25 protein-coding genes are annotated in these 23,773 nt (G+C 53.8%); 16 read left to right on the top strand and 9 right to left on the bottom strand.

From position 1 onward, the window contains the following. Positions 1–17: 17 nt before the first annotated feature. Both malQ and ACWAU4_RS06640 read right to left on the bottom strand, forming a co-directional pair. Positions 18–2,282 carry a 4-alpha-glucanotransferase gene (gene malQ, locus ACWAU4_RS06645; protein WP_208125638.1) on the bottom strand — a complete coding sequence of 755 codons (2,265 nt, stop codon included), beginning with the start codon at positions 2,280–2,282 and terminating at the stop codon, positions 18–20. 341 nt (positions 2,283–2,623) lie between these two features. Beyond that, on the bottom strand, positions 2,624–3,136 hold the full coding sequence (locus ACWAU4_RS06640) for a MarR family winged helix-turn-helix transcriptional regulator (RefSeq protein ID WP_025011422.1): 513 nt from the start codon (positions 3,134–3,136) through the stop codon (positions 2,624–2,626). 271 nt (positions 3,137–3,407) lie between these two features. Here ACWAU4_RS06640 and ACWAU4_RS06635 point away from each other — a divergent pair, with 271 nt between their 5' ends. From ACWAU4_RS06635 to ACWAU4_RS06600, 8 genes are all read left to right on the top strand, one after another. Then, positions 3,408–4,595, top strand: coding sequence for a KamA family radical SAM protein (locus ACWAU4_RS06635; protein ID WP_144132381.1), 1,188 nt, complete (start codon positions 3,408–3,410; stop codon positions 4,593–4,595). A 3-nt stretch (positions 4,596–4,598) separates the two neighbouring features. Next, positions 4,599–6,053: a sodium:solute symporter family protein gene (locus ACWAU4_RS06630; protein ID WP_208125637.1), complete on the top strand. Its 1,455-nt coding sequence runs from the start codon at positions 4,599–4,601 to the stop codon at positions 6,051–6,053. Further along, complete coding sequence (gene ablB, locus ACWAU4_RS06625; protein ID WP_028778991.1) at positions 6,050–6,880, top strand: putative beta-lysine N-acetyltransferase; 831 nt, start codon at positions 6,050–6,052, stop codon at positions 6,878–6,880. The genes ACWAU4_RS06630 and ablB overlap by 4 nt, the downstream gene beginning before the upstream one ends. A 359-nt stretch (positions 6,881–7,239) precedes the next feature. After that, positions 7,240–8,388 carry an L-threonine dehydrogenase gene (gene yiaY, locus ACWAU4_RS06620; RefSeq protein ID WP_028778990.1) on the top strand — a complete coding sequence of 383 codons (1,149 nt, stop codon included), beginning with the start codon at positions 7,240–7,242 and terminating at the stop codon, positions 8,386–8,388. Positions 8,389–8,714: 326 nt separating this feature from the next. After that, complete coding sequence (locus ACWAU4_RS06615; protein ID WP_025011417.1) at positions 8,715–9,080, top strand: hypothetical protein; 366 nt, start codon at positions 8,715–8,717, stop codon at positions 9,078–9,080. A gap of 435 nt (positions 9,081–9,515) precedes the next feature. Beyond that, on the top strand, positions 9,516–10,817 hold the full coding sequence (locus ACWAU4_RS06610; RefSeq protein WP_208162041.1) for an NAD(P)/FAD-dependent oxidoreductase: 1,302 nt from the start codon (positions 9,516–9,518) through the stop codon (positions 10,815–10,817). 100 nt (positions 10,818–10,917) lie between these two features. Continuing rightward, positions 10,918–11,154: a hypothetical protein gene (locus tag ACWAU4_RS06605; RefSeq protein WP_025011415.1), complete on the top strand. Its 237-nt coding sequence runs from the start codon at positions 10,918–10,920 to the stop codon at positions 11,152–11,154. Continuing rightward, positions 11,151–11,402 (top strand): hypothetical protein, encoded by a 252-nt coding sequence (locus tag ACWAU4_RS06600; protein WP_028778989.1) that lies wholly within the window; start codon positions 11,151–11,153, stop codon positions 11,400–11,402. Before ACWAU4_RS06605 ends, ACWAU4_RS06600 begins: the two co-directional genes overlap by 4 nt. On the opposite strand, the gene ACWAU4_RS06595 is transcribed toward ACWAU4_RS06600, so the two are convergent. Genes ACWAU4_RS06595 through ACWAU4_RS06585 form a run of 3 tightly spaced genes read right to left on the bottom strand, consistent with a single transcriptional unit; the run spans position 11,399 to position 13,243 of the window. Beyond that, positions 11,399–11,917 carry a YgjV family protein gene (locus tag ACWAU4_RS06595; RefSeq protein WP_208194033.1) on the bottom strand — a complete coding sequence of 173 codons (519 nt, stop codon included), beginning with the start codon at positions 11,915–11,917 and terminating at the stop codon, positions 11,399–11,401. The two genes, ACWAU4_RS06600 and ACWAU4_RS06595, sit on opposite strands and share 4 nt — an antisense overlap. Positions 11,918–11,977: 60 nt before the next feature. Continuing rightward, complete coding sequence (locus tag ACWAU4_RS06590) at positions 11,978–12,568, bottom strand: Crp/Fnr family transcriptional regulator (RefSeq protein ID WP_208194032.1); 591 nt, start codon at positions 12,566–12,568, stop codon at positions 11,978–11,980. A gap of 12 nt (positions 12,569–12,580) precedes the next feature. Next, positions 12,581–13,243 (bottom strand): hypothetical protein, encoded by a 663-nt coding sequence (locus ACWAU4_RS06585; RefSeq protein WP_109248559.1) that lies wholly within the window; start codon positions 13,241–13,243, stop codon positions 12,581–12,583. Positions 13,244–13,480: 237 nt separating this feature from the next. On the opposite strand from ACWAU4_RS06585, the gene ACWAU4_RS06580 reads away from it, so the two are divergent. From ACWAU4_RS06580 to ACWAU4_RS06560, 5 genes are read left to right on the top strand one after another with little or no spacing between them, the layout of a single operon-like run. Continuing rightward, the gene (locus ACWAU4_RS06580; protein WP_208136712.1) at positions 13,481–14,041 is read left to right on the top strand and encodes a YbhB/YbcL family Raf kinase inhibitor-like protein; all 561 of its coding nucleotides are present in this window, start codon (positions 13,481–13,483) and stop codon (positions 14,039–14,041) included. Further along, positions 14,038–15,186: an L-dopachrome tautomerase-related protein gene (locus ACWAU4_RS06575; protein WP_208194031.1), complete on the top strand. Its 1,149-nt coding sequence runs from the start codon at positions 14,038–14,040 to the stop codon at positions 15,184–15,186. Before ACWAU4_RS06580 ends, ACWAU4_RS06575 begins: the two co-directional genes overlap by 4 nt. Before the next feature lie 16 nt (positions 15,187–15,202). Further along, positions 15,203–15,652 (top strand): VOC family protein, encoded by a 450-nt coding sequence (locus tag ACWAU4_RS06570; protein WP_208194030.1) that lies wholly within the window; start codon positions 15,203–15,205, stop codon positions 15,650–15,652. Positions 15,653–15,686: 34 nt separating this feature from the next. Continuing rightward, on the top strand, positions 15,687–16,577 hold the full coding sequence (locus tag ACWAU4_RS06565; RefSeq protein ID WP_025011408.1) for a glycine betaine ABC transporter substrate-binding protein: 891 nt from the start codon (positions 15,687–15,689) through the stop codon (positions 16,575–16,577). Further along, entirely contained in the window at positions 16,567–17,046 is a 480-nt protein-coding gene (locus tag ACWAU4_RS06560) for an Atu1372/SO_1960 family protein (RefSeq protein WP_243882045.1), read from the top strand. Before ACWAU4_RS06565 ends, ACWAU4_RS06560 begins: the two co-directional genes overlap by 11 nt. A gap of 84 nt (positions 17,047–17,130) precedes the next feature. Here ACWAU4_RS06560 and ACWAU4_RS06555 read toward each other — a convergent pair whose 3' ends face one another. The 3 genes from ACWAU4_RS06555 to ACWAU4_RS06545 form a co-directional block, all read right to left on the bottom strand. After that, on the bottom strand, positions 17,131–17,670 hold the full coding sequence (locus ACWAU4_RS06555; protein WP_107110979.1) for a MarR family winged helix-turn-helix transcriptional regulator: 540 nt from the start codon (positions 17,668–17,670) through the stop codon (positions 17,131–17,133). Between the two features lie 145 nt (positions 17,671–17,815). After that, the gene (locus tag ACWAU4_RS06550) at positions 17,816–18,388 is read right to left on the bottom strand and encodes a PhnA domain-containing protein (protein ID WP_025890059.1); all 573 of its coding nucleotides are present in this window, start codon (positions 18,386–18,388) and stop codon (positions 17,816–17,818) included. A 99-nt stretch (positions 18,389–18,487) separates the two neighbouring features. Beyond that, complete coding sequence (locus ACWAU4_RS06545) at positions 18,488–20,731, bottom strand: TonB-dependent receptor domain-containing protein (protein ID WP_243890830.1); 2,244 nt, start codon at positions 20,729–20,731, stop codon at positions 18,488–18,490. 180 nt (positions 20,732–20,911) lie between these two features. Here ACWAU4_RS06545 and ACWAU4_RS06540 point away from each other — a divergent pair, with 180 nt between their 5' ends. After that, a complete protein-coding gene (locus tag ACWAU4_RS06540) occupies positions 20,912–21,586 on the top strand; it encodes a DUF2461 domain-containing protein (protein WP_208194029.1) in 675 nt (224 codons plus the stop codon). A 61-nt stretch (positions 21,587–21,647) separates the two neighbouring features. Here ACWAU4_RS06540 and ACWAU4_RS06535 read toward each other — a convergent pair whose 3' ends face one another. Beyond that, positions 21,648–22,220 carry a TetR/AcrR family transcriptional regulator gene (locus ACWAU4_RS06535; RefSeq protein ID WP_208125632.1) on the bottom strand — a complete coding sequence of 191 codons (573 nt, stop codon included), beginning with the start codon at positions 22,218–22,220 and terminating at the stop codon, positions 21,648–21,650. A 213-nt stretch (positions 22,221–22,433) separates the two neighbouring features. On the opposite strand from ACWAU4_RS06535, the gene ACWAU4_RS06530 reads away from it, so the two are divergent. Together ACWAU4_RS06530 and ACWAU4_RS06525 are read left to right on the top strand one after the other, a co-directional pair. Continuing rightward, entirely contained in the window at positions 22,434–23,054 is a 621-nt protein-coding gene (locus ACWAU4_RS06530) for a glutathione S-transferase family protein (RefSeq protein ID WP_208125631.1), read from the top strand. A gap of 28 nt (positions 23,055–23,082) precedes the next feature. After that, the gene (locus ACWAU4_RS06525) at positions 23,083–23,754 is read left to right on the top strand and encodes a glutathione S-transferase family protein (RefSeq protein WP_208125630.1); all 672 of its coding nucleotides are present in this window, start codon (positions 23,083–23,085) and stop codon (positions 23,752–23,754) included. Positions 23,755–23,773: the final 19 nt, after the last annotated feature.

Raw genomic sequence — 23,773 nt, 5'->3', positions numbered from 1 at the left:
TAAAGTGCGGCGCGGGTTCATTGGCGACGATTTGCTGTTTCATCTGCATCTCCTGTTGATTGAGCTCGAAGCCGCTCCGGCTCAGCGCTGCATCTTTGCTCGCGCACCCGGCGGATATCCCTGAGCAGGTTTTGCAGCAGCTCGGAATCATTGAGCCTTTCCACGGCCAACGAATAACGTCGGCGCCAGTTGGGATACTCAGTGCTGGTGCCCGGGATATTGACCGCCACCTTATCGCCGAGCAGATCTGTCAGCGGCAGGCTGAAAAGCGCACTGCACCCCGAGGCGACTGTGACGGCGAGGTTATGGATCAAGTTTTGGGTATAGGTGACAGAGTCCGGCGCAAGTGCAGCTTTTATCTTGTTATCAAAGGGATAAAATTGCGACAGCCAAACTTCAAGAGCCTGAATATCCCTGCGGCGGTCATCGCTTTCCCTTGCGTATTGTTCAGCATCCAGCAGGCCAAGTTCCCGCCTGAGCCTGAGATCTTCATCTTCCAGCCAGGCTTTTAGTGGCGGTACATCATGGTTGCTCAGCATCATGATGGCGTTTGGCTTGTAGTCATTTGGCGGCCGAAATCCACCAAAGTCAGGGAAATCCTGCTGCTCACGGCAAAAATAGAACAGCTCATTGGAGTACAGCCCGCCAAGCTTAAGCGGCGCTACGATTTGCGGCGGCACCAGCCCAAGGTCTTCGCCAATCACCAGGCAGCGGGCACGCTGGCTCTCCAGCAATAAAATCGCCAGCAGGGTATCGAAGGGGTAATAGACATAGGCGCCTTCAGGCTCGCCAGACTCAGTTTCGACTGCAGTTTCAATCTGGTTTTCGGCCTCGGCCGGCCACCACCAGAGACGAAACAGCGACATCACGTGATCTATCCGAATGGCACCACAGTGACGCATGTTGGTGCGCAGCAACTCAATAAAGTGGCTAAAATCCGCCTGCTTGAGACCGACGGGGTCCAGAGGCGTCAGCCCCCAGTTCTGCCCCTGGGGCGCAAAGGCATCCGGCGGCGCCCCTATGCTGGCACCTTGGCAAAACTGACTCTGATGCTGACTCACCTCAGTGCCGCAGCCAACTGTGCCGACAGCCAGATCCCGGATAAGGCCGATACTCATGCCGGCTTCTATGGCGCGGGATTGACACAAGGCCAACTGCTCTTCGGCAACATACTGCAGATAGAGATAAAAGCCGGCATCTGCGGGCCAGTCTCCGGTGGCGAAACTTGCCTGCTCCCGGGCATAGTGCTGCAGCGCCAGTCCCTCCCGGCGCACAAAGCCTTGGTAGCCCTGGCGCCTGGGAGCATCCTTGGGCAAAGCGTTGAAACGCTGCCACATTGCTTTGAGGCGGGCACACTTATCACGGCTGACAGCGGCATAGTCCAGCCAGGGGCTGAAGGCCGTTTGCTCGGCAAAAGATTCAGCATCACAGTTTTTTGCCATCCCTTCGGCGCAGAGCGGCGGCGAGATATACAATGGGTGCAGACGGCGTCTGTCTATTGGGCTGTAGGGACTTGGGGAGGCATCCTCAGTGAGCGCCAGCGCATGCAGGGGGTTGAGCAGGATAAAGTCCAGCCCCTTGGGGGCCAGTTGGGTTATCAGCTTCAGCAGGGCTCCAAAGTCGCCCATTGCCTCAGGGCCGGGAGTATCCTCCTGCCAGAGCGAAAACAGCTGCACGCTGACGCCCCAGGGCCTGCGATGAGGCTCGTTTTGCCGCGCCGTATTTTTTTGCAGTACGCCTTGGAAGGCCTGCCTTGGCGCCACCATCAAGGTGCCCATAGCAAGCAGCCTCTCATCGCCCTCACGCTCAATGATAGATAAAGACACCCTGTGGTAGCCAAGTCCGGGGGCGATGCCACAGTTGCCGGAAACCTCGTCCAGTTTAAGCTCGTGCTCAAGATAGCAGCGCTCACCGATACGATAATCGCCGCGCACCGGGCAGTCTGCCGCTGAAAAGCTGACAACAAACTCCTCACCCAGTTCACTCGTCAGCGTCAGCTGCAGCGCCTTGGATGGCAAAGACTGCGCCTCGAGTCTGAACCTCAGACCGAGACTGTCGAGATAGCACCACTGAAATGAAGGCAACAGCTGCTGCCAGGGTTCGGCATCGAGCTGATAGACCCGCCGCTCAATCCAGAGCTCGCTCGCCTCTTCGGGTATAGGGCCACACATGGCGCTGAGGATCTGTTTGCGTGTGCCGGCAGATGTAGGACAAAAACGCCCATAGCTGTCGCTGAAGCCGTCCCCTATCCCTTGCAGATACAGCAACTTCTCCAGTCCCATCTCAGCACTCCACGCCAATCACCTTAAGTTCCCTGTGAGCAGATAGCATGCCAGGGCAAAATAACAGCAATAAGACAGAGGTGTGTCAGCCAAGTGACAAGTATTTAATATTTTAATTCAGTAGCTTGTGAAAATTCGCCCTGATGTTGGGCGAGCGTCTCGCAAAAGGCACCAAAAGTAAATGAGTTGCCCCAATGACTCAAGACTGTGCAATCTTTCACCAATTGAGTGCAAGACATCGCCGACAAAAGCCGGGATTGGCAACCAGGGGTTGAAAACGGGGTTCAGACAGAAATCAATCTTGGGGTCGCTGACGGCGACCCGCTTGTAAAGAGGAAAACTCAGCTCTTGGTTTGCTTTGGAGTCACAGCTTCCGGCTCATCGCTCGGCTGAATTTGTCCCACCAACAGCATGGGGGCGGCATCCAGTTCTTCGGCATCCATCATGGTGGCAATCCGCTCCACGGCCGACAAGAGCTGGCTCTGCTCCCAGGCCTCCAGCGCCTGATAGCGCTTAATAAAGTGCTCCTGCAAGGGTTTGGGCGCCTGTGCCAGCAAGGCAGCACCGGACTCGCTCAGCAACAGGTGTACCTTGCGCTTATCGGTTTGGCTGCGCTGGCGTATAACCAAGCCCTTGGCTTCCAGACGGTCGATGATGGTGGTTACTGTGGCAGGACTCAGATTGATCTCGGTCGCCACCTGTTTGGCGAGCGGCGATCCCATGGAAGCGATTTTCTGCATCACCATAAGCTGCGGTCCGGTGAGGCCCGAGTGCTTACTGAGCTGCCTGGAATGCAGGTCGATGGCGCGGATCACTTTGCGCAGCGAGATTAATAACTGCTCATACTTTTCCATGAATACTTCCCACTCACACTGGTTCGAAAAGGGCTACTGAAATCACCAATAGCCGAAAGGCGCCAGCTTATCAGAAAAGCTCTGCAAACTCATAGCCCATCGACTCAATAGCGGAATTTTCAAAAATACCACCGCCGACAAATGCAACTTCAGATCAACAAATTGCTCATCTTTTGTTGATACAAAAACCTCATAGTGCAATCATTAGATAACTAACGATTAGAGCTCAAATTAATTATTGAGTGTTAATTATCAGAAAAGGACTATCCCCATGTCGGCCACCAGCCTGAAGTACAAGAGCGAAGAAAATCCTATTCCACTGAAAGTCATCACAGAGAAGCGGCCATTTTCCAGCCATCAGGCGCTGATGCAGTTTGATGTTGCCAATCACTCCTGGCGGGAAACCTTGTCACTGAGCTTTAAGAATGACAAGCAACTATCCCAGGTATTCAACAATATTCGCGCGGTCGATGATCAAGTTTATGAAGTGATTGCCGCCAGGATCACCCCCTATATAGCCCAGCTGATGGACAAAGATGATCCCAACTGCCCGATTCGGTTGCAGTATGTTCCTGAGCAGGATGAGTTGGAGGTCGCCCCCCATGAAATGGGCGATCAATTGGCGGAAGATGACATGATGCCAGAAGGCACCTCGATAGTGCACAGGTATCCCAACCGGGTGTTGTTCCTGGTGCATAACATCTGTGGCTCCTATTGCCGTCACTGCACCCGCAAACGCATGGTGTCCGATCCGCTCAACGTGATCTCCATGGACAGGATCCGTCGCTCGGTGGAGTATCTGCGCCAACATACAGAGGTGCAGGACGTGCTCCTGTCGGGCGGCGATCCTTTGCTGCTCACTGATGACAAGCTGGATGAAATTCTGTCGATGATCCGAGAGGCCAGACCGGATCTGAAAATACTGCGTATCGGCAGCCGTTTATTGGCGCAGCTTCCCACCCGGGTCACGCCCGAGTTGTGCCGGGTATTGAAGCGTAACCGAGTCACACTGATCAACACTCAAGTGAACCACCCCAAAGAAATCACCCCCTTATTCAGCAAACATATCGCCATGCTCAGGGAAACCGGCATCATGCTCGGCAACCAGAGCGTACTGATCAAAGGCGTCAACGACAGCATAGACACTATGCAGGAGCTGGTGATGGAGTTGGTATCCATAGGCATACGTCCCTATTACGTCTATGCCATGGATCCGGCGCCGGGCAACAGCAAGTTTCAGGTCAGTTATCAGCGAATGCTGAAAATCTATCATGGCATCCGCGGCTGGGTATCCGGCCCGGCAATTCCCACCTTTATCGTCGATGGCGTCGGCGGTCTGGGTAAAATGCCGGTGCAGCCGGAATATGTCAGCAGGCAAACAGGCCCGGAAGGCGAGCGTCTGATAGCCACCAACTTTGAGGGGCGCAGCGCCGACGTATCATTCCTGCTACAGGAGTGATCCATGCACCCTTTGGATTATGGGATTTTCCTGGCGTACCTCGTAGGTTTACTGGGGTTTGGTTACTTCCACTTCAAACGCCACAGTGACGGCGATGACTACTATCTCGGTGGCCGCAATATCAAAGCCAGGCACGTAGGCTTTTCCATTGCCGCCACGGATGTGGGCGGCGGATTTTCCATAGGTCTTGCCGGTCTCGGCTTCAGTATGGGGCTGGCGGGCAGTTGGCTGCTGTTTACCGGTTTGCTGGGGGCCTGGTTATCTGCTGTGTTTGTTATTCCCAGGGTCAAACGTCTGGAGCAGGGCGAGCGCTTTTATACCTATCCGGATCTGCTCAAGCACAGATTCGGGGCCAGAGTCGCCATGTTGGCCGCCTTGATCTCCTGTATCGGGTATCTGGGGTTTACCGGCGCGCAGATCCTCGCCGGTGCCAAACTGGCGGCCGCGACCCTGCTGCCCAAGGGCTTCGATGCCTTGCCGCCGCTGCAGTTGGCACTCTGGGTGATAGGCGGAACCACCATACTTTACACTGTATTTGGGGGGCTCAAAGCGGTTATCTATACCGACAGCGTCCAGTGGCTCATTTTATTGCTGGGCTTGATTGGCTTTACCCTGCCCTACGCCCTGGTCGAGGTCGGTGGCTGGCAGGGGTTGAGCCGCAATCTGCCGCCGTCCCATATGTCACTGACCTCTATAGATCCCATCACGGCCATCAATTGGCTACTCACCATCACACCCGTGTGGCTGATTGCCATGACTCTCTATCAGCGAATGTTTGCCTGTAAAGATAGCGCCACCGCCAAGCGCGCCTGGTATCTGGCCGGGGTGCTTGAATATCCCCTGATGGCGATATCCGGCGTTTTATTGGGGATGTGCGCCAGAGTCATGTTGCCACATATGGACAGTGAAATGGCGGTGCCGGCGATGATCCGCGATCTCTTGCCAATGGGCTTTACCGGGCTGATTATCGCGGCATACTTTTCCGCCATCATGTCCACCGCCGACAGTTGCCTGATGGCGGCATCCGGCAACCTGACCCAAGATCTGCTCGGGCTGGATCCCAGAGGGAACAACACCCTGAGACTGTCGATGATTGCCACTCTATTGCTGGGGCTGGTAGCCATCTATCTCGCCAGTCAGGCCAGGCAGGTATTGGATGCCATTCTCTATGCTTATGCCTTTATGGTTTCCGGACTGTTTGTCCCGACTCTGGCGGCGCTGTTTTGGCCCAGAGTCAGCTCCACAGCGGCACTTTGCGCCATGCTGGGAGGTGGCCTCACTGCGCTGGCGCTACTGACAGAGTTGCTCAAGCTGCCGGATGGCTTGGCTAAACTCGGTCTGGATCCCAGTATCTATGGCATTTTGGTCTCCGCCGGTCTATTGGTGCTGGTCAACATCATTCACCAACCAGCTCCCAAGCCCCGGCTCACCTCGCATCAGGACAGTTCAGACTCATGACCCAAGCTCAATTTGATCAGCAACTCAACTTACTCGGCGCCCACATTCAGCATGGCCCGGCCAATGATCGCATCTATCTGATCTCCCTTGGTAATGCCGAACCCGGGCCTTTACTGGATGCACTGAGAGCCCTGGCGCTGCAACATGGCTACGGCAAAATCATCGCCAAGCTACCTGAGCACAAGGCCGGTCTGTTTTTGGCATATGGTTTCAGCGAAGAAGCCAGGATCCCCAATTTTTATCAAGGCCAGGACGCCGTATTTCTCGCCCGCTACCAGGACAAAACCAGGCAGTTTCGCACCATGCCGGAGTTGGATACCCTGCTGGAGCGCGCCAGGGCGGATATCAAGCCTGAATTCCATTCAGCGGCCGAGGTCAGTCGCTGCCGCGAAGAGGATCTGCCGCAGATGGCCAGGCTCTATAGCGAGGTGTTTCCCAGCTACCCCTTCCCCATTGAAGATCCGGAATTTTTACGGCAGAACATGGCCAGTGATGTCGACTACTTTGGGATCCGCCAACAAGGGCGACTGATAGCCCTGGCTTCTGCCGAAAAGGATCCCAAGAGTCTCAGTGCAGAGATGACAGACTTCGCCACTCTGCCACAGGCCCGCGGACAAGGCTGCGCCAGAACCTTGCTGGCACATATGGAACAAGCAATATTCCACCAGGGCTACCGAACCGCCTATACCATAGCCAGAGCCGTTTCTGTTGGTATGAACCGCACCTTTGCCGCGGCAGATTACCGCTATGGCGGCCGTCTGCATCTCAATACCCAAATAGGCGGTCAGATAGAGAGCATGAACCTCTGGCATAAATCAATCGCTTAAATTTTGTTCAACCCAAAATGTAAACCTGACTTCCCAATATCCCGATATTACTGGCAAGCATAAGGTGCAATTCCCCGCCCCATCCGCGAGAATTCCATGCTTTCGGCTAATGGCCCTACAAGTATTAAGGGGTAATATGGTGGCCGTGGGAGCCGCTGCCATCATGGAAAGAAAGGCGTTATCTGCATCTGTGTCATAAAAACAGCTTTTATGTCACTTAGTTTCAACTTTCTCTTAATTTTCCTTCTTTTCGGCGCAGTTCTTGGCGCTGCCTCACACTTTTTGGTCGGATGAGTTGGTAATTTGACACCAAGAGAGAGATACAGATTTCATTTTCAACAGCATATATAGGTGAACTTATGGCTGCTAAATTCTTTATCCCTTCAGTAAACGTCCTGGGTCAGGGCGCTGTAGACGATGCTATCGGTGATATCCAAACTCTGGGATTCAAACGGGCATTGATAGTGACAGACAAACCTCTGGTCAGCATAGGTCTGGTGGGACAGATCGCCGAAAAGCTGGGTCAGGCAGGCATTACCGCCACTGTATTCGATGGCGTTCAACCGAACCCAACCGTTGGTAACGTGGAAGCAGGCCTTGAGTTGTTGCGCGCCAACGACTGTGACTTCGTGATCTCCCTGGGCGGCGGTTCACCACACGATTGCGCCAAGGGTATTGCCCTGGTTGCAGCCAATGGTGGCTCCATCAAAGATTACGAAGGCCTGGATCAGTCCACCAAGCCGCAGTTGCCGCTGGTGGCTATCAACACAACCGCCGGTACCGCCAGTGAAATGACACGCTTCTGCATCATCACAGATGAAAGCCGTCATATAAAGATGGCCATTGTCGACAAGCACACAACCCCCATCATCTCGGTCAACGACCCTGAGCTGATGCTGAAAAAACCTGCCAGCCTGACAGCGGCAACCGGTATGGATGCCCTGACTCACGCGGTAGAAGCCTATGTTTCCATCGCCGCCAATCCAATCACTGATGCCTGCGCCATCAAGGCTATTGAGCTTATTCATGCCAACCTGATCAATGCGGTAGAGCATGGTGACAATATCCAGGCCCGTGAACAGATGGCATACGCCCAGTTCCTCGCCGGTATGGCATTCAACAACGCCAGCCTGGGTTACGTACATGCCATGGCGCACCAGTTGGGTGGTTTCTACGATCTGCCCCATGGCGTTTGTAACGCACTCTTGCTGCCTTATGTGCAGGAATACAATGCTCAGGTCGCGGCTCCAAGACTGAAAGATGTTGCCAAAGCCATGGGTGTTGATGTCAGTGCCATGAGCGATGAACAGGGTGCTGCGGCAGCTATCAAGGCGATTAAAGAATTGGCTACGGCAGTAAAAATCCCTGAAAACCTGACAAAAATTGGAGTAAAAGCCGAAGATATTCCTGTGCTTGCAGAGAATGCTCTGAAAGACGCCTGCGGCTTTACCAACCCCAAACAGGCGACTCACGAGGAAATTTGCCAAATTTTCACTAACGCACTTTGATACATGTGTAATATAATTTCACAGTCTGCTTTTTCCCTGCAATGAGAAAGCTGTACAAGAGGCCCGCTCACCGAGCGGGCCTCTTCTCTTTCAGTTACCACTCGCTTCAAGCTTCCAAGCCCATCAGCTCAGCATTTCAACGGTTATTCGGCAACAGCTAAATTTTGAGATCTGTCCCCGGTTTATTTCTGTCGAATACAGGCTAAATGAGATTAAGAGCAACAAGCAATAAGGAGTACACCCCGCGTTTGTAACCCTTGTCACAGTGGCCGATTGTTAGTTCAGCCCCTATGATAAATTCAGGAATCAACCAGGCAGGATACCTTATGACAGCCATTACCCAGATAATCAATTACACAGTTCGTTGCCCCCATTATCAGGATCAGAGCGCCGAAGCGACATGGCGCAATCACATCGAAATCAATCACTCGGCAGAAATCGCCCTCGACCGACTCAGTAAGTGGCATGCTCACTCTGGTAACAGGGTATTTTGTTTTCAGAACATAGTGGTGCGTAAGGCTGAAAAGGAGGAGGCTTACTTCGCCATGATCAGCGAGAGATTAAAACCCAGCGGCCATGCCCTGGTCACGCTCAAAGTTTTTATGGACAAGTGCACCAAAGACACCTCTGTCGAAGAGATAGTGGAGCACATATATCAAGACTGTCAGGCTCGCCTGGAAAGCCTTGGTTGAACCGCCCTGGAGCCGATTACACCTGAGTCAATCAAGCTTCCATAGGCAATGCTCTCAACTGGCCGTATCCTTGTCATCTACTGGTAAAGATACGGCCAAACAAGCGCCAGTTCACAGATTTACTACAGACAACGGCGATAGATCACAGTTATTCAATTCATTCCGGCACAAATCCGATAGATAATATCATTTCTGAGAAAATTATTTCCTTATTTTTCAAAAGCTAATAAAAGAAAACTCAAACTTACCCCAAATATAATCCATTTTTAGGCCAATTGTTGGCAAACCCTGCCACTGCTAGACTTTCCACCGCGGGCCAAAGTCTAAAGATCTCAATCATTCAGGCCTTGCGGGGTTGATGCAAATCAGGGCGACCGAGTTCGCCCGCCGGAATAACAGAATTTGTTTTTAAATCTGCAACAGGAAAGCCATTAAATGCACGAGTTAGCCAATATCGTCATCGTCGGCGGCGGCGCCGGTGGTATGGAGATCGCCACCAAACTGGGCCATAAACTGGGCCGCAAAGCCAAGGCCAGAGTCACGCTTATCGATGTCGCCGACAGCCATGTCTGGAAACCCCTACTCCATGAGGTCGCCACAGGCGCATTGGATGTCGGGGTTGATGCCATCAGTTACCGCAGTCACGCAGCCGCTCACGGCTATCACTTTCAGCAAGGCGCCATGACGGACATAGACCGCAAAGCCAAGCAAGTGATACTGGCGCCCATTTGTGATGACAGAGGTGAAGAACTGTTGCCATCAAGGCGCATCGACTATGACTATCTGGTGGTTGCCATCGGCAGTATCGCCAACGACTTCAATATTCCCGGGGTGCGGGAACACTGCGTCTTCCTCGACAACACAGAACAGGCCATGGCCATCCGCCAGCGCTTGTTGAACAAGTTTATGCGTTATGCCAGCCATCAACAGTTGGATGAGAAGATCAAAATCGCCGTCGTCGGCGCCGGTGCCACCGGGGTGGAGATGTCGGCCGAAATGCATCACGCAGTGGATCAGCTCAAGGGCTTTGGCTACAAGATAGATACCAGCCTGTTGGAAGTCACCCTGATTGAGGCCGACAAACGAATACTGCCCAAGGTGGAAAAGGAAGAGATCTCAGCGGCAGTCGCCAGAGAACTGAGCACTCTGGGAGTCCGGGTGATGACCAATACCCGTATCACCCAGGTGACGGCCAAGGCGTTGACTACCAGTGAAGGCGAAGAGATCCCGAGCGATATGGTGATCTGGTCCACCGGGGTCAAGGCGCCTGAGTTTCTCCACGGCATTGGCGGCCTGGAAAGCAATCATATCCATCAACTGCTGGTCAAACCCAATGCCCAAACCACGCTGGATGAGCATATCTTTGCCATTGGGGACTGTGCCGCTTGTCCGCAGCCGGACGGCAGCTGGGTGCCGCCAAGGGGCCAAGCCGCCAGGCAGATGGCCTTGATGACAGCGGATAACATCATAGCCATGCTCGGCGGCAAGACTCCCTCGAAAGAGTACCTTTACAAGGATCTCGGTTCACTGGTGAACCTGTCACGCTTCCACACGGTCGGCAACCTGATGTCTTTCATTGGCGGAGGCGTCATGGTCGAAGGCAAGATAGCCAGATTTGTTTATACCTCTCTCTATCGCCGCCATTTGATAGAGCTGCACGGCGTGGTCAAGGGCACCCTGCTGATGTTTGCCAAGGGGATAACCCGGATAATCCATCCCCACCTCAAGCTGCATTGATAAAGGGGGCGCCAGGCGCCCCTCTTTTATTTGCCACGCCGGCAAGGCTATAATCGCTGCAGACTTATTTACCCGTAACAGACGAATTCAGATACTGCCTATGACAGCTCAATCCGCCGACTTTTCCAATATCAACCAAAGCAGCGCCCAGTCCTTCAAGGCGCAGAAGAATCTGATCAAACAACTGCTGGCCGGTAAAAAAGTGCCCTGCCCTAAATGCCAACAAGCCTTGAGTGCCACCCTGCCACCGGCAAAATCCACCTCAGAGCTTGCCAGCATCCGCTGCCCCAAGGGCTGCACTGATATTGAGCTGGAAACCGAACTGCCGGGCAAGTGAGTAAGCCCAATAAAAAAGGACCGCAACAGACGGTGGAAATCATCTGCTGCGGCTGCAAGGCAAAACTGTTCAAATATCGAAAGGGCGGCAAAGGCGCCTTGGTTAAATGTTTTGTCGAACGGATCCTGACAGATCATACGCAAACGCCCTGTACCTGCCCCGGCTGTGGCCAGGTCTTCGCCCGTCAGGCACTGATCCGCGGCGTGCCTGCATTCAAGATTATCGGTGGCAAGGCGCGCATGAATTAGCCCCCTTGTACGGGCGCCGAGCCTTTGCGGCGCAGATAGAAACGGTAGTATCCCAACAGATTGCTGCCGATAAACACAGACTCCATCAATACCGCCATCGGCGAACCCAACAGGATGTTATTCAGCAGCCAGCAACCGCTGCCGAAAAACATCAGCTCCCTTAATCGTTTGTCATCACGGCAAAAGGCCGCCCTGGTCTGCAACAAACTGCCGGCCAGACTCAAAAGATCGAGCCATTGATTGAAACTCAGGGCCACGGCCGTGACCGAAGCGGCCATAAACAGCCACATCAGACGTCTGTCGACGGTGAAGATACTGACAAAGAATCTGACACTGGCAACCAACATTAAAATGGCCGGGCTCCAGTGGTTGAGCAAGATAAAATGCGCCGCGATCAGCAGGCCCGACACCACCAGACAAGCGAGCACGGCGCGCCTGTGCCTGAACTGGAATGACAAAAGATCGCTAAACAGCGCCAGAGTGACCAACAGCTGTGAAATAACAAAAATGGACAACACAGTATCCCGGAAGATTGAAACCGGCCGCTATTGTGCTGTGCCATTGAGGCGATGGCATTAACTTAGGTTAAGACGCCGGCGAATGCGGCTGAGGCTCTCTGGGGTGATACCGATATAGTTGGCCAACTGCACCTGGCTCAGGGCGCTTATCCAGTGTGGCCAATGATTTTTTAACCACAGGTAGCGCTGCTCTGGCGACTTGAGTAATAGAAAAGCTTCTTTCTGCTCCTTGTAGCGCAGCTGGGCACGCAGCAATGAAAGCTCGGCGCGCTGAAACCCGCCAAGCTCAAACAGGCTCAGGGGCACGACCACCAGAGTGCTGTTTTCCAGTGCCTCAAGTTGATAACGGGCAGGCTCAGCACTGAGAAAACTGCTGTAAAGCAGACAAAATTCGCCAGGGAAATAGAACTCTTTGCAGCGCTGCTGACCATCACTCAGATAGTGGCAGGCCCGCAGCAGACCATTGAGCAATAAAAAGCCAGACTGCTGTTTGCCACCTTGTGCCAGCAGCACCTCACCTGCCTGACAACTTTTCAGCTGAGACTTATCCAAGAGTGGCGCCAAAGCACTGGGTTCAAGCCCCAACTCAAGGAAAAAGTCTGTCAGCACCCGGAAAGCGGCCTGATGAGACATAGATTCATGGCTCATTCAGTCGGGCGCCTATTGGGAAGAAGACGGCAGAATCGAGGTAAGCGTCACAAAGAAAGTGCGTTCCACATACTCGCCCGGCGCTTCGGCCATGGATTGCTCCTGGGTGCGTGTCTTCAGCGCCAAAGTCACGCTGTAAGGCGGGTCGAACGGCTCTTTGGGGGTAATGGCTTCAATCTCAATTCGGTCGCCGAGAAACTGGCTGGCCAGATGCGCAATGGCGCCGGTTTGATAGTCAAATCTAAACATGCCCAAATACCAGAACACACCTGAGCCCTGGGTTGTCACCGCGAAGGGAACAACAAACTGCATGGATTCGGCATTGCCGGGCAAGTTTAAAGGGGTCAGCTTACGGTAATCGAGCAACACCTCCCCACGAACCACTTCATCCTGATATTCGCCAAACGCCAGATGCTGCTCTTCCTTAAAGCCGGTAAGAGTGACTGACTTATTGCTGTCCGGCAAACGGATCCTGAACTGTTCACGGGTATCCAGACTGAACAGCCGCTTCATCACCCCCTTGGCCCCGCCATCGAATTCAGCCAGTGGACGCACCATATCGTTTTCCCTGACATAGAGGTCATCCTCGGTGAAGTTGAACCTGTAGATCCCAAGAGCGATCACCGCCAGAAACACCAGCCCCAACACTACAGCCACACGAATAAACAGCTTCATAATCCATCCCGTTAACACACAAACCCGGCCATATCGGCACACAGACTTACCTTAACCCCAAAGCCTAATGGCCGCAGCCGGGATCTGAATTCCTGTCAGCCCGGGTTCAGTCAAAACCGCCTTTTTTCAAAAAATTTTTGAAACTAAAGCCAACGGCTGCCTGCTTATCCCAGGAAAGCTTTTCTCTATGATAACGCCAATCAACCAAATTCACGTTAATTTAAAGGATATTACACCATGAAATACGGTATCGGATACCTTTTGGGGCTTGGTGCTCTGGCATTACAACCCTTGGCCCATGGCGCAGATTTACAACTGAAAAGCTCATTAACGGCCAATCGAGTCATACCGGCAGACTACTACTGGAACCAATTCGGTTGCAGCGGTGCCAACCTGGCGCCCAGGCTGGACTGGCAAAATGCGCCGGCAGGAACCAAGAGTTTTGCCATCACCTTTTACGATCAGGATGCTCCCACAGGTTCAGGCTTCTGGCACAGAGTGGTATATGACATTCCCGCCAATGTCCACAGCCTGCCGGGCGGCAAAGATGGCGGCCCCTTACCGGAAGGCGCCATTGAGTCAAACACAGATCTGGGAAAACCCGGTTTCTTCGGCCCTTGCCCACCCGAGGGGCGTCAGCACAGATACAAGTGGACAGTCCATGCACTGGATGTGGCCAAACTGCCGGTAAAACCCGACTATTCAGCGGCGCTGACCGGCTTCTTCCTCTGGCAACACACCCTGGCCAAGAGTGAACTCGTGCTGCTGGCCGGCCCAAGAAAGGAGTCAACCCGATGAAACTCCTGACTCTGTCTACCCTGCTGGCCGGCACAATGGTCTCCTTTGGTATCTCAGCCGCCGAGGCATCCGCTTCGCAATTCTCTGAAAGCCAAGTTCAGGTCTACCGCACTACAGAGCAGGCTGTCGGTGGTATCAGCTTCACGCCTAGCGGGCGTATGTTGGTGAGTTTTCACCCCTTTTACGAGCCTGAAACCAAGGTGGCGGAAATCCTCGCCGATGGCAGCAGCAAACCATTTCCAAACCGCGACTGGCAAGGCTGTGTTCGCGCCGACGGCAGCCAGAAAGATCCCGATACCTGCCTCAACTGGGTTCTTGGTCTGCGTACCGATGCCAACGGCATTGTCTGGTTGCTGGACTCGGGCCAGGCCAGCCCCAGAGTCACCCCTAAACTGGTGGCCTGGAACAGCAATACCGACAAGCTGGAGCGGATTATCCACTTGCCTTCGCCGGTATCCTTGCCGGAGTCGCAGCACAATGACTTACTGATATCCCCCAAGCATCAGTTGATTGTTATCGCCGATGAAGGCATTGCCACCGGGCCTTTGGGCGACAAGGCTGCTCTGGTGGTGGTAGATCTCAAAACAGGCCAGAGCCGCCGGGTACTGCAGGGCCACCCGAGCGTGATGCCCGACACCAAGCGCCCGATAGTGATAGATGCCGGCACAGCCGGGCAGAAATCGATTCCCGTTTATGTGGGCGTCGATGGTATTGCCATGGATAAAGATGAAGAGTGGCTCTACTTTGCCCCGCTCAACAAGGGGGAGCTGTACCGGATCCCCATGTTGGCGTTGGCCAATCCTTCCCTGCCGGCAAGCGTGCTGGCCAATCAGGTGCAGTTTTGGGCCCGCAAACCCAATAACGGCGGCCTGAGCATAGATGTCGACGGCAATCTCTATCTCACCGAAGTCGGCGAGCGCCGTATCGGCATTATTCCGGCAAGCAGTCGTGAGTATCGCCCCTTTGCCGCAGATCCGAGAATGATCTGGCCAGACGGTGTCAGCCTGGGTGCCGATGGCTTCCTCTACAGCGCCGCCGCACAGCTGCCGCTGTCTGCGCCGCTGAACGATGGCAAGGCCGAAAACCAACCCCCTTACTACATCTTCCGCTTCAAACCTTTGAGCGCCGGTGTAGCAGGAAACTGAAACCAAGGAGTCCATCATGAATATTCAGGGATTGGATCACTACACGCTGCGCAGCAGTAAGCTGCAGCAGACCCGTGATTTCTACTGCCGGGTTGTCGGCTTGAGCGAGGGCTACCGCCCGGCGTTCGCCTTTCCGGGCCATTGGTTGTATGCCGCAGACAAACCTGTGCTGCATCTGGTGGTCGCCGAGCAAAACCCGGCACTCGAGGCCTACCTGGGACAAAGGCGCAGCACCAATGGCTCCGGCGTCGTGGATCATCTGGCCTTTCGCGGCGCAGACCTAAGTGCCATGCAGCACAAACTGCTTGAACTTAAGCTGCATTTTCGCGAGCGGCAGGTCCCTGAAATTCTTGAACATCAACTGTTTCTGGAAGACCCCAACGGCATTACCGTCGAGATGATTTTTCCCTTCTCACCGGACAATAAGGTCCTGGGAGAAGCCATGCCCAAGCTGAGATTTCGCTGATCCTAACGGCCATACCATTGACAGGAGAAACCCCATGCCAAACCCGATACCAAACCAAGCAGTCACTTCAGCATCACGGGAAACGCCGCTGCGGCTGGGAGTCACCAATCTCAGCTTTCACCGGGCCACTGCCGCCATTGTTGTCCATGTGCTGGATATCATGGGTAAATCGGTGCAATTGAGTTTTGCCGATCATCAGGCCAACTTCGACGCACTTGGCCGGGGCGAGCTTGATCTGCTCTGCTCCGCCTGGTTACCCCACAGCCACGGCATCTATCTGGATAAGGTCAGGCAAAATCTAGAGGTGCGGGAACTGGGGCTGCATTATGAACCCTATGCCCTCTGGGGCGTGCCAGAATATGTGCCGCAAGAGCAAGTGGATTCGGTGACGGATCTACTGCGCCCAGACGTGTTGGAGAAAATGCGCCGCCACATTCAAGGCATTGGCCCGGGTGCCGGCATCAGCCGTTTCTCAAAACAGATGATGCAGGATTATGGTCTGCAACAGGCCGGCTATGAGTTCCATACCGGCACTGAGCAGCAATGTTTCGACGCCTTTGAGGATGCACTGCAACACAAGGCCTGGGCCGTGGTGCCCCTGTGGCAACCCCAGTTTTTGCATCATAAATACAAGATACGGGAACTCAAGGATCCCAAAGGCCTGCTGGGTGGCAAAGATCGCGCCGTACTCTTGCTGGCAGAAAATGCCGCCGGTCACTTTACTCAGGCTCAGCTGCGGGTGCTGGATAATATTCGGATGCTCAATAGGGACATTGCCGAGCTGGACTATGCCATCAACCGCGAAGGCCTTAGCGCAGAAGAAGCTGCCGGACGTTGGCTGAGTGCTCATCCGGTTATCCTGTCCCAATGGCTGTCTCCCCTTTGGCGTCGTCAAACCTGTGAGGAATCGAATCATGATGCATGACACACCTGAGCAGCGGCTCAACGCCCTGGGAATGAGTCTGCCCCGGGTCGCTTCGGCGCTCGGCAACTACGAGCCTGTAGTGATCAGCGGCCATCAACTACTGACCTCAGGCCAGTTTCCCTTTGAAGAGGGCAAGATAAAGTATCAGGGTCGGCTAGGGGTAGATCTGGAATTGTCGGATGGCTATGCCGCCTGTCAGTTGGCGGCGCTCAACGCCATAGCCCAATTGCAACAGGCGTTGGGAAACCTCTCACGGATAAAACAGATTATCCGCCTCGAGGGAGTGCTCAATGTCGCCGACGGCTTTTTCGACCACCCCAGAGCCTTGGATGGCGCTTCAGATCTGCTGCTGGCGGTATTCGGTGAAGCCGGACGCCACACCCGGATGATCTGGAGTAACCCTGTAATGCCACTGAACAGCTTGTGTTTGGTCTATCTGGTGGCGGATCTGCACCCTCTGGAGGATTGAAGTCACTTAAAGGCCAGCTTGCTTTTAATCCCCGGCTTGCCGGGGCGGATCATCGCGGTCGTCTGCACCGGAAGCTCATCAGGCTCAGGACTCAAGTTCAGCCAGCCAGCCCTTGAGCAGCGCAGCCAGTTTTTGCCTGTCTTTGACCGAGATCCCTTTAAGCAACTGCTGCTGAGCCGCCATATGGGCCGGCAGTGCGGCCTCCACCTTGGCCTTGCCTTCGGCAGTAAGCTGTACATTCACCGCCCGACGGTCTTCGGTACAGTGACTGCGGCAGATGAGCCCTTTCTGCTCCAGCTTATCCAAACGGCTAGTCATGGCGCCTGAGGTCAGCATCATGCTCTGGTGCAATTGCCCCGGGGTCAGAGTGTAAGGCTCACCGCTGCGACGCAAGGTTGCCAGCACATCAAACTCCCCCTGACGCAGACCGAACTCGCCATGGCAGCGAAGGATTTCGGTTTCTATATGCTTATGTATTCTGGCCAGGCGACCAAAGACTTCCATAGGTTGCAGATCATCAGTAACACCGGCGGCCAGCCACTGACTGACTATGGTGTCTACGCCATCCTTGATATCTTTGGCTTGTGGCTTGTGGGTTTGTGTTTTCAGCTCTTCCTGCGACATAATTATCTCGATAACAAGATTCTTAACAAGGAATCATATTCCAGCGTGCGACAAATCCCAAGCCCTGAAATGAAAAACGCCGCGGAAATCGATTTCTGCGGCGTTTTTTAACTGCATTAATCAGCGAAGAGGCGAACAGCTCCGCTTAAGATTTCTTCACATAGCAGCTCAGGATAACGATGCGGGTACCATTGACCCGGCCTTCGATATGCTCAGGGTTGTTGGTCAGAGCTATGTTACGCACGGCGGTGCCGCGCTTGGCCACAAAGCTGGTGCCCTTCACGTTGAGATCTTTAATAATCACTACGGTATCACCGGCGGCCAACTGAGTGCCATTGCTGTCCAGTGTCGGCGCCGAATCATCGCTGTCGGCCGCCAGAGACTCGGCATCGCCCCAGGCTTTGAGATCCTCTTCCAGATAAAGCATATCCAGCAGATCCTGAGCCCAACCTTCGCCACTGAGGCGCTTGAGCATGCGGTAAGCCATTACCTGTACGGCAGGAACCTGACTCCACATACTGTCGTTCAGGCAACGCCAGTGGTTAACATCCATGGTGTCCGGAGCGGCAATCTGACCTTCACAGGTAGCGCAGATCATGATGTCACCGTCGGTGCGATCACCCGAGTGAGGCAGATCGTAGACAGACAGAGCGCCTTCGGCTCCACAGAGTTCACATTTCCCGCCACAGCGGCTTTGCAGTTCAGTTTCTGAAGTCATTACTAATATTCTTCGGTCAGGCAAAACGCACATTATGCCGCAAAATCAGAGCTTGATCAGGTTTGCAGCTCACAAAAGCACAAAATAACTGGGGTTTTATCAGAACTGGTACGCCAGACTGAGGCGAATATCCCGTCCCTGAGCCGCAATGCCATCGGCCAGATGCGGACTGTAATACTGGTTGGTCAGGTTACGCAGTGCCAGCCTCAGCTCAAGCCCCTGCAACATATCTTCCGGCTGGAAGGCAAGATACAAGTCTTGCAGAAAATAGGCCTGGCTCGGTCTGTCGCTGACAAACAGGCCCTCATCCGGCACCTTCTGCTGCGCATCATACCAACTACCACGCCAGGAGAGCGACAGCTCGGGAGTCAGGTAGTACCCCAGGTGCAGACGCATATTGAGCGGAGGAATGTCTGCCAGGTTTTCATCCCTGCCACTGCTGTCACGCAGGCTGCCGCTGTGCTTGCCTCGGGTATAGGAAGCCGTATAGTCGGCAAACCAATCGTGCCAACGGTATTGAGCCTCGAAGTCGCCACCGTAGATATGGTAGCCGTCGAGATTCACATAGCCGCTCTCAAATGGTTGACTCTTGTCGACCCAGAGCCCTTTGCGCTGGGCGATATCCTGTTTTCCCTGATTCCAATACAGAGTCAGTTGGGTCGAGAGCCTGTCATCGCCGGCGAAGACCCCATCAAAGGCGCTGCTCAGCCCAAGCTTGTAGGCGTGCAGTCGCTCGACATCTATCCCGCGACTGGTCGCCTGATCACTACTGGCCTTGGCATATTGCACCGCATAAATCTCATCCACCACAGGTGCCTGCAGGCTGTAGGCATAGTCCAGGGTCAGGAAGCTGACATCACCGAGACGGTATTCCAGCCCTAGTCTTGGCGACCAACCGCTGTGGCGGGTAGAGGAAAAATCATGGCCGACACTGGGGTCGTTGTAATCCGGCGCCAGATTGCCATGGCCTATGCTGTAAATACTGTCGAACCGCAGCGATGGTTTTAGAATGAGGTTATCCGTCAGGGCAATGCTGTCGCTGATATAAAAGGCGTAGGTATCCTGGCGACCTCCAGGCTGGTAGTAAGGCGTGTACAGGCCGAAGTTTTTCTCCGCCTTGTTCTGATAACTCTTGTTGAATACCAGTGAGCGGCGATCGAGCGAGCGGTACTGCAGCCCCACAATCAACAAGTGGTCACCCAACTGGCTGGTGTTGTTGATATCGATAAAGTCCCTGTCGTATTCGAGCCAGGACTCGTGGCCAAAGTTACCCACAGAAACAAACATCTTATCGAAGGCTATCTGGGGCCTTACCCAGTGTCTGTCGTTACTGCTGCTGGACAGCGCCAATTGCAGATCCCACAGCGGACTGGCCGGTGTATAACGGTAGTTGAGTGAAACTGTGCGGTCTTTGTAACTGTTGAGGGCGGTATTGGCGTATTCTGCCGCCTCAAAAGAGCCGTACTTTTTGATATTGAACTCAGATACAGTGGGCATTTCGCCGCGGCGGTTGGCCCAGGGTTTACGGCCTTCATCATCGTAGGAGGTATAGCTCAAAGACAACTTGTGCGCCCCCAGCTCATAATCCAGCTTGGCCAGGAGGTTGTTTTGCCGATAGCCAGAGAAACGAAACACCTGGCCGTTGCCCAGCTCAAGATCGCCGGCATCTTTATAGCTGTAGTTAACAAGTGCCGACAGCCCTGAGTTCAAGCGGCCATAAAGCGTACCTGTGTAAGTCTCCAAGCCGTTGTTATCGGCATAGCTGGCCTTGACTCTGGCGCCCAAGGTTTTGCCGTAATCCAGAAAATCATCGGCACTCTTGGTCACCACATACATGGAGCCACCGAAACCACCATTGCCGGAGCGGGGATCGTGGGCGCCCTTGATCACCTCAATTCGCTTGACCATATCCGGGTCGATAAAGAAAGAGCCGTAGCGATACTGTTCAAACCCGACCGGGGCGTTGTCGACATAGACATTGAGATCTTCTGTCTCACCAAAGCCCCAAACATTGATTTTCTCACCGCCGCTACGGGGGCCGCCATCAAGAGTGATGCCGGGCACAGTGTCCAGCACTTCGGCAAAGTTTCCCGCCTGTTGCTCCTCTATGTCCTCCAATGTCACCAAGGCTTCGCCCGGACGGGTCAGCGTCAGTTCCCGACGAAAAGGCTGGCCACGCACCTCTATGATCTCTATCGCTTCCACCTTAGGTTCACCCAGCACGCTGGTACCACTCTTGGGCGGCTGAGAGGTGGCGGCCAGCAAGGGCCAGGGCGCCAAGGCACACAGCAGTAATGGCAGCTTGCCGCTCGGCGCCATTCGCCGGGATTGTTCGCTTGTCATCTATCATCTCCCCTTAAAAATAAGGCGGCATTATAAGAATCAAGCCGACAAATGAGAATTATTCTCACAGATATTTACACAGGATCCAATTTGGTTATCTTTGTTTTAAAAATGTAAAACCACTTGACTCACAACAGGCTTTCACCTGAGATATCGCCGTGAAGAAAATGGAGAACAAAAATGAGCTTCAGCGAACAAGGTTTTGCCTTTCTGACCCGGCTGGAAAACAACAACGACAGGGCCTGGTTCAAGCAACATCAGGATGAGTATGAAACCCTGCTCAGAGGGCCGGCACTGACATTTATTGAACAGATGCAGCAGCCTATTCAGGCCTTGTCTCCCAGATTGACGGCGGTCGCCAAGAAGGTCGGAGGCAGTTTGATGCGGCCACAACGGGACACTCGCTTTGGTCACGACAAGTCGCCCTACAAGCTCAATGTCGGGATCCAGTTTCGCCATTTTCAGGGTAAGGATGTCCACGCTCCCGGGTTGTATCTGCATCTGGCCAACGATGGCTGCTTTATCGCTGCCGGGATCTGGCGCCCCGAATCCAAGGTGCTCGGCGCCATCAGGCAATGTATCGACGACAACCCACGCGCCTACAGTAAGGCGTTGGAGGAATTACTGCGCCATGGGTTTACGATGGACGGTGACAGCCTGGTGCGGCCACCCAAGGGATTCGATAAAAGCCACCCATTGATAAACGAGTTGAAACGCAAAGACTATGTGGCGCTTAAGATGCTGACAAAAGAGCAGGTTTGTCGCAGCGATTTTGTCGACTTCTGTGCCAGTGAGTTCCAACACACCCAGGCGTTGATGCGCTATCTGTGCTTTGCCCTGGACTTGGATTATTGATGTCTGTTCCTGGATTATTGATTGCCGCACCCGGGCTTAAACCGCCCAGGTACAATCTGGCTCAACGTCCAAGCTGAGCGCGCATCACACTCAGCGCCTGCTGCAACTCCTGATGCAAACCGGCCTTGCCGAGCACCCGAATTCCCTGCAGTTGCAGCAGTAACCAGGCCGCGAGCGCCTCGGTATTGTCGCTGTTAAGCTCGCCGCGCTCTCTGGCGTGGGTCAACGCCTTGGCAAACGCCTCCTTGATGGAGTCAAACAAGTGCCGACTCTCTTGCTGTACGACAGTATCCTCCAGGCTCATCTCCAGCAGCGCATTTTGCAGGAAACAGCCGTATTTTTGCTCTCGCTGCAGGGCCACAAACTGCTCAAGATAATCAATTACCTGTTGTAACCCTGCGCCTTCGGCGCGCAGGCTGTCGAGCGCTGGCAACGAATTTTGCTGCAGATACAGACGCAGCGCCTCCCGGTACAGATTCAGCTTGTCGCCATAGGTGTTATAGAGACTGAATCTGTTGATCCCCAGATGCTCGACCAGATCCGCCACTGAGGTGGCGGCATAACCCTTTTGCCAAAAGAGCTCCATTGCCAATTTCAGCTTATCTTCCCGGTCAAAATTGCAACTTCTTGCCATACTGCTCCCAAGCGTTTCCAGCGAATGACGTGCTGTATATTTAGCCAAATTAATTCTTGACTGATCGTTCTGATATCCCCTAAAGTCTAACCTAAACGATCGTTCCGAAAAAGATTTGAATAGATTTTCCTGACAGCCAAGCCAGGGAAAATAACTAAACAGCCCAAGACAGGGAAAATAACTAAACAGCCCAAGACAGATGGAGAAAGATAGATGAAGCTGTATGAACTCGGACCTACCCCAAGTGCCCGCAGAGTCAGTATTTTCATGGCGGAAAAAAGCATAGATATCGAGCGGGTAAACGTCGATCTTCGCGGCGGAGAAAATCTCTCGGCCGAATTCAAGGCCAAGAGTCTCAATGGCCGCATTCCGCTGCTGGAGCTGGATGATGGCAGTTATCTGTGCGAGTCTGTGGCCATCTGCCGTTATCTCGACGAGTTGTTCCCTACCGAGCTTAAGCTCTTTGGTAGCACGCCGCTGGAGCGAGCAAAGGTGGAGATGTGGCAGCGCATCGTTGAACTGCAGGGGGTGTTACCTGCCTTTCAGGCATTTCGCAATATCAGCGGCATCTACAGCGACCGGGAAACCTGCATTCAAGCCTGGGGCGAAGAATCCCGCAAGCGCCTGGAATCTTTCCTGCCTCTGCTGGAGCAGCGCCTGAGTGAATCCCCTTATCTGGCCGGTGACAACTACTCCATTGCCGATATTACCGCCTATATCTTATTGGGATTCATCAAAAATCTGCAGATTTCACTGCAACCTTTCCCTGTGCTGCAGAGCTGGTATGAGCAAACCGGACAACGCCCGGCAATGAGCCAGCCAAAACAAGGATAAAAGCAAGGTTAAAATCAAGGAGACACACATGATTGAACTCTATACCGCCGCCACCCCCAACGGCTTTAAAATCAGTATAGCCCTGGAAGAGATGGGCTTGCCCTACCGGGTACACCATCTGGATCTCAGTGCCAATGAACAGAAACAACCCGAGTTTTTAGCCATCAATCCCAACGGCCGGATCCCGGCCATCATAGACAGGGACAACGATGATTTCGTGGTGTTTGAATCCGGTGCCATCCTGCTTTACTTGGCTGAAAAAACGGGGAAATTCTTACCTGTTGATGCCAAGAAGCGCTCCAAGGTCATCCAATGGCTGATGTTCCAGATGGGCGGCGTAGGCCCCATGATGGGACAAGCCAATGTGTTCTATCGCTATTTTCCGGAGAAGATCCCGGCCGCGATAGAACGTTATCAAAAAGAGGGCCGGCGCCTGTTTGAGGTGATGGATAATCAGTTGGCCAAACATGCCTATCTGGCCGGTGATGAGTACAGCATAGCCGATATGGCCACCTGGCCCTGGGTGCGGATTTACGACTGGAGCGGCATAGATATTCAAGGTCTGCCTCATCTGCAACGTTGGCTCGATACGCTGGCTCTGCGCCCGGCCTGTCAAAAAGGCATAGTCACCCCAGAGTCCAGGGAGCAGTTAAGCGATGAAGACAGGGCCAAACAGATAGCGCAAATGGTTACCCGCTAAGTCTGAGCAGTGTGGTAAG

The sequence above is a fragment of the Shewanella sp. FeAMO genome, assembly GCF_053653955.1.
Note: the sequence above shows the minus strand (reverse complement) of the source record. Positions and strands in the feature narration are given on the sequence as shown.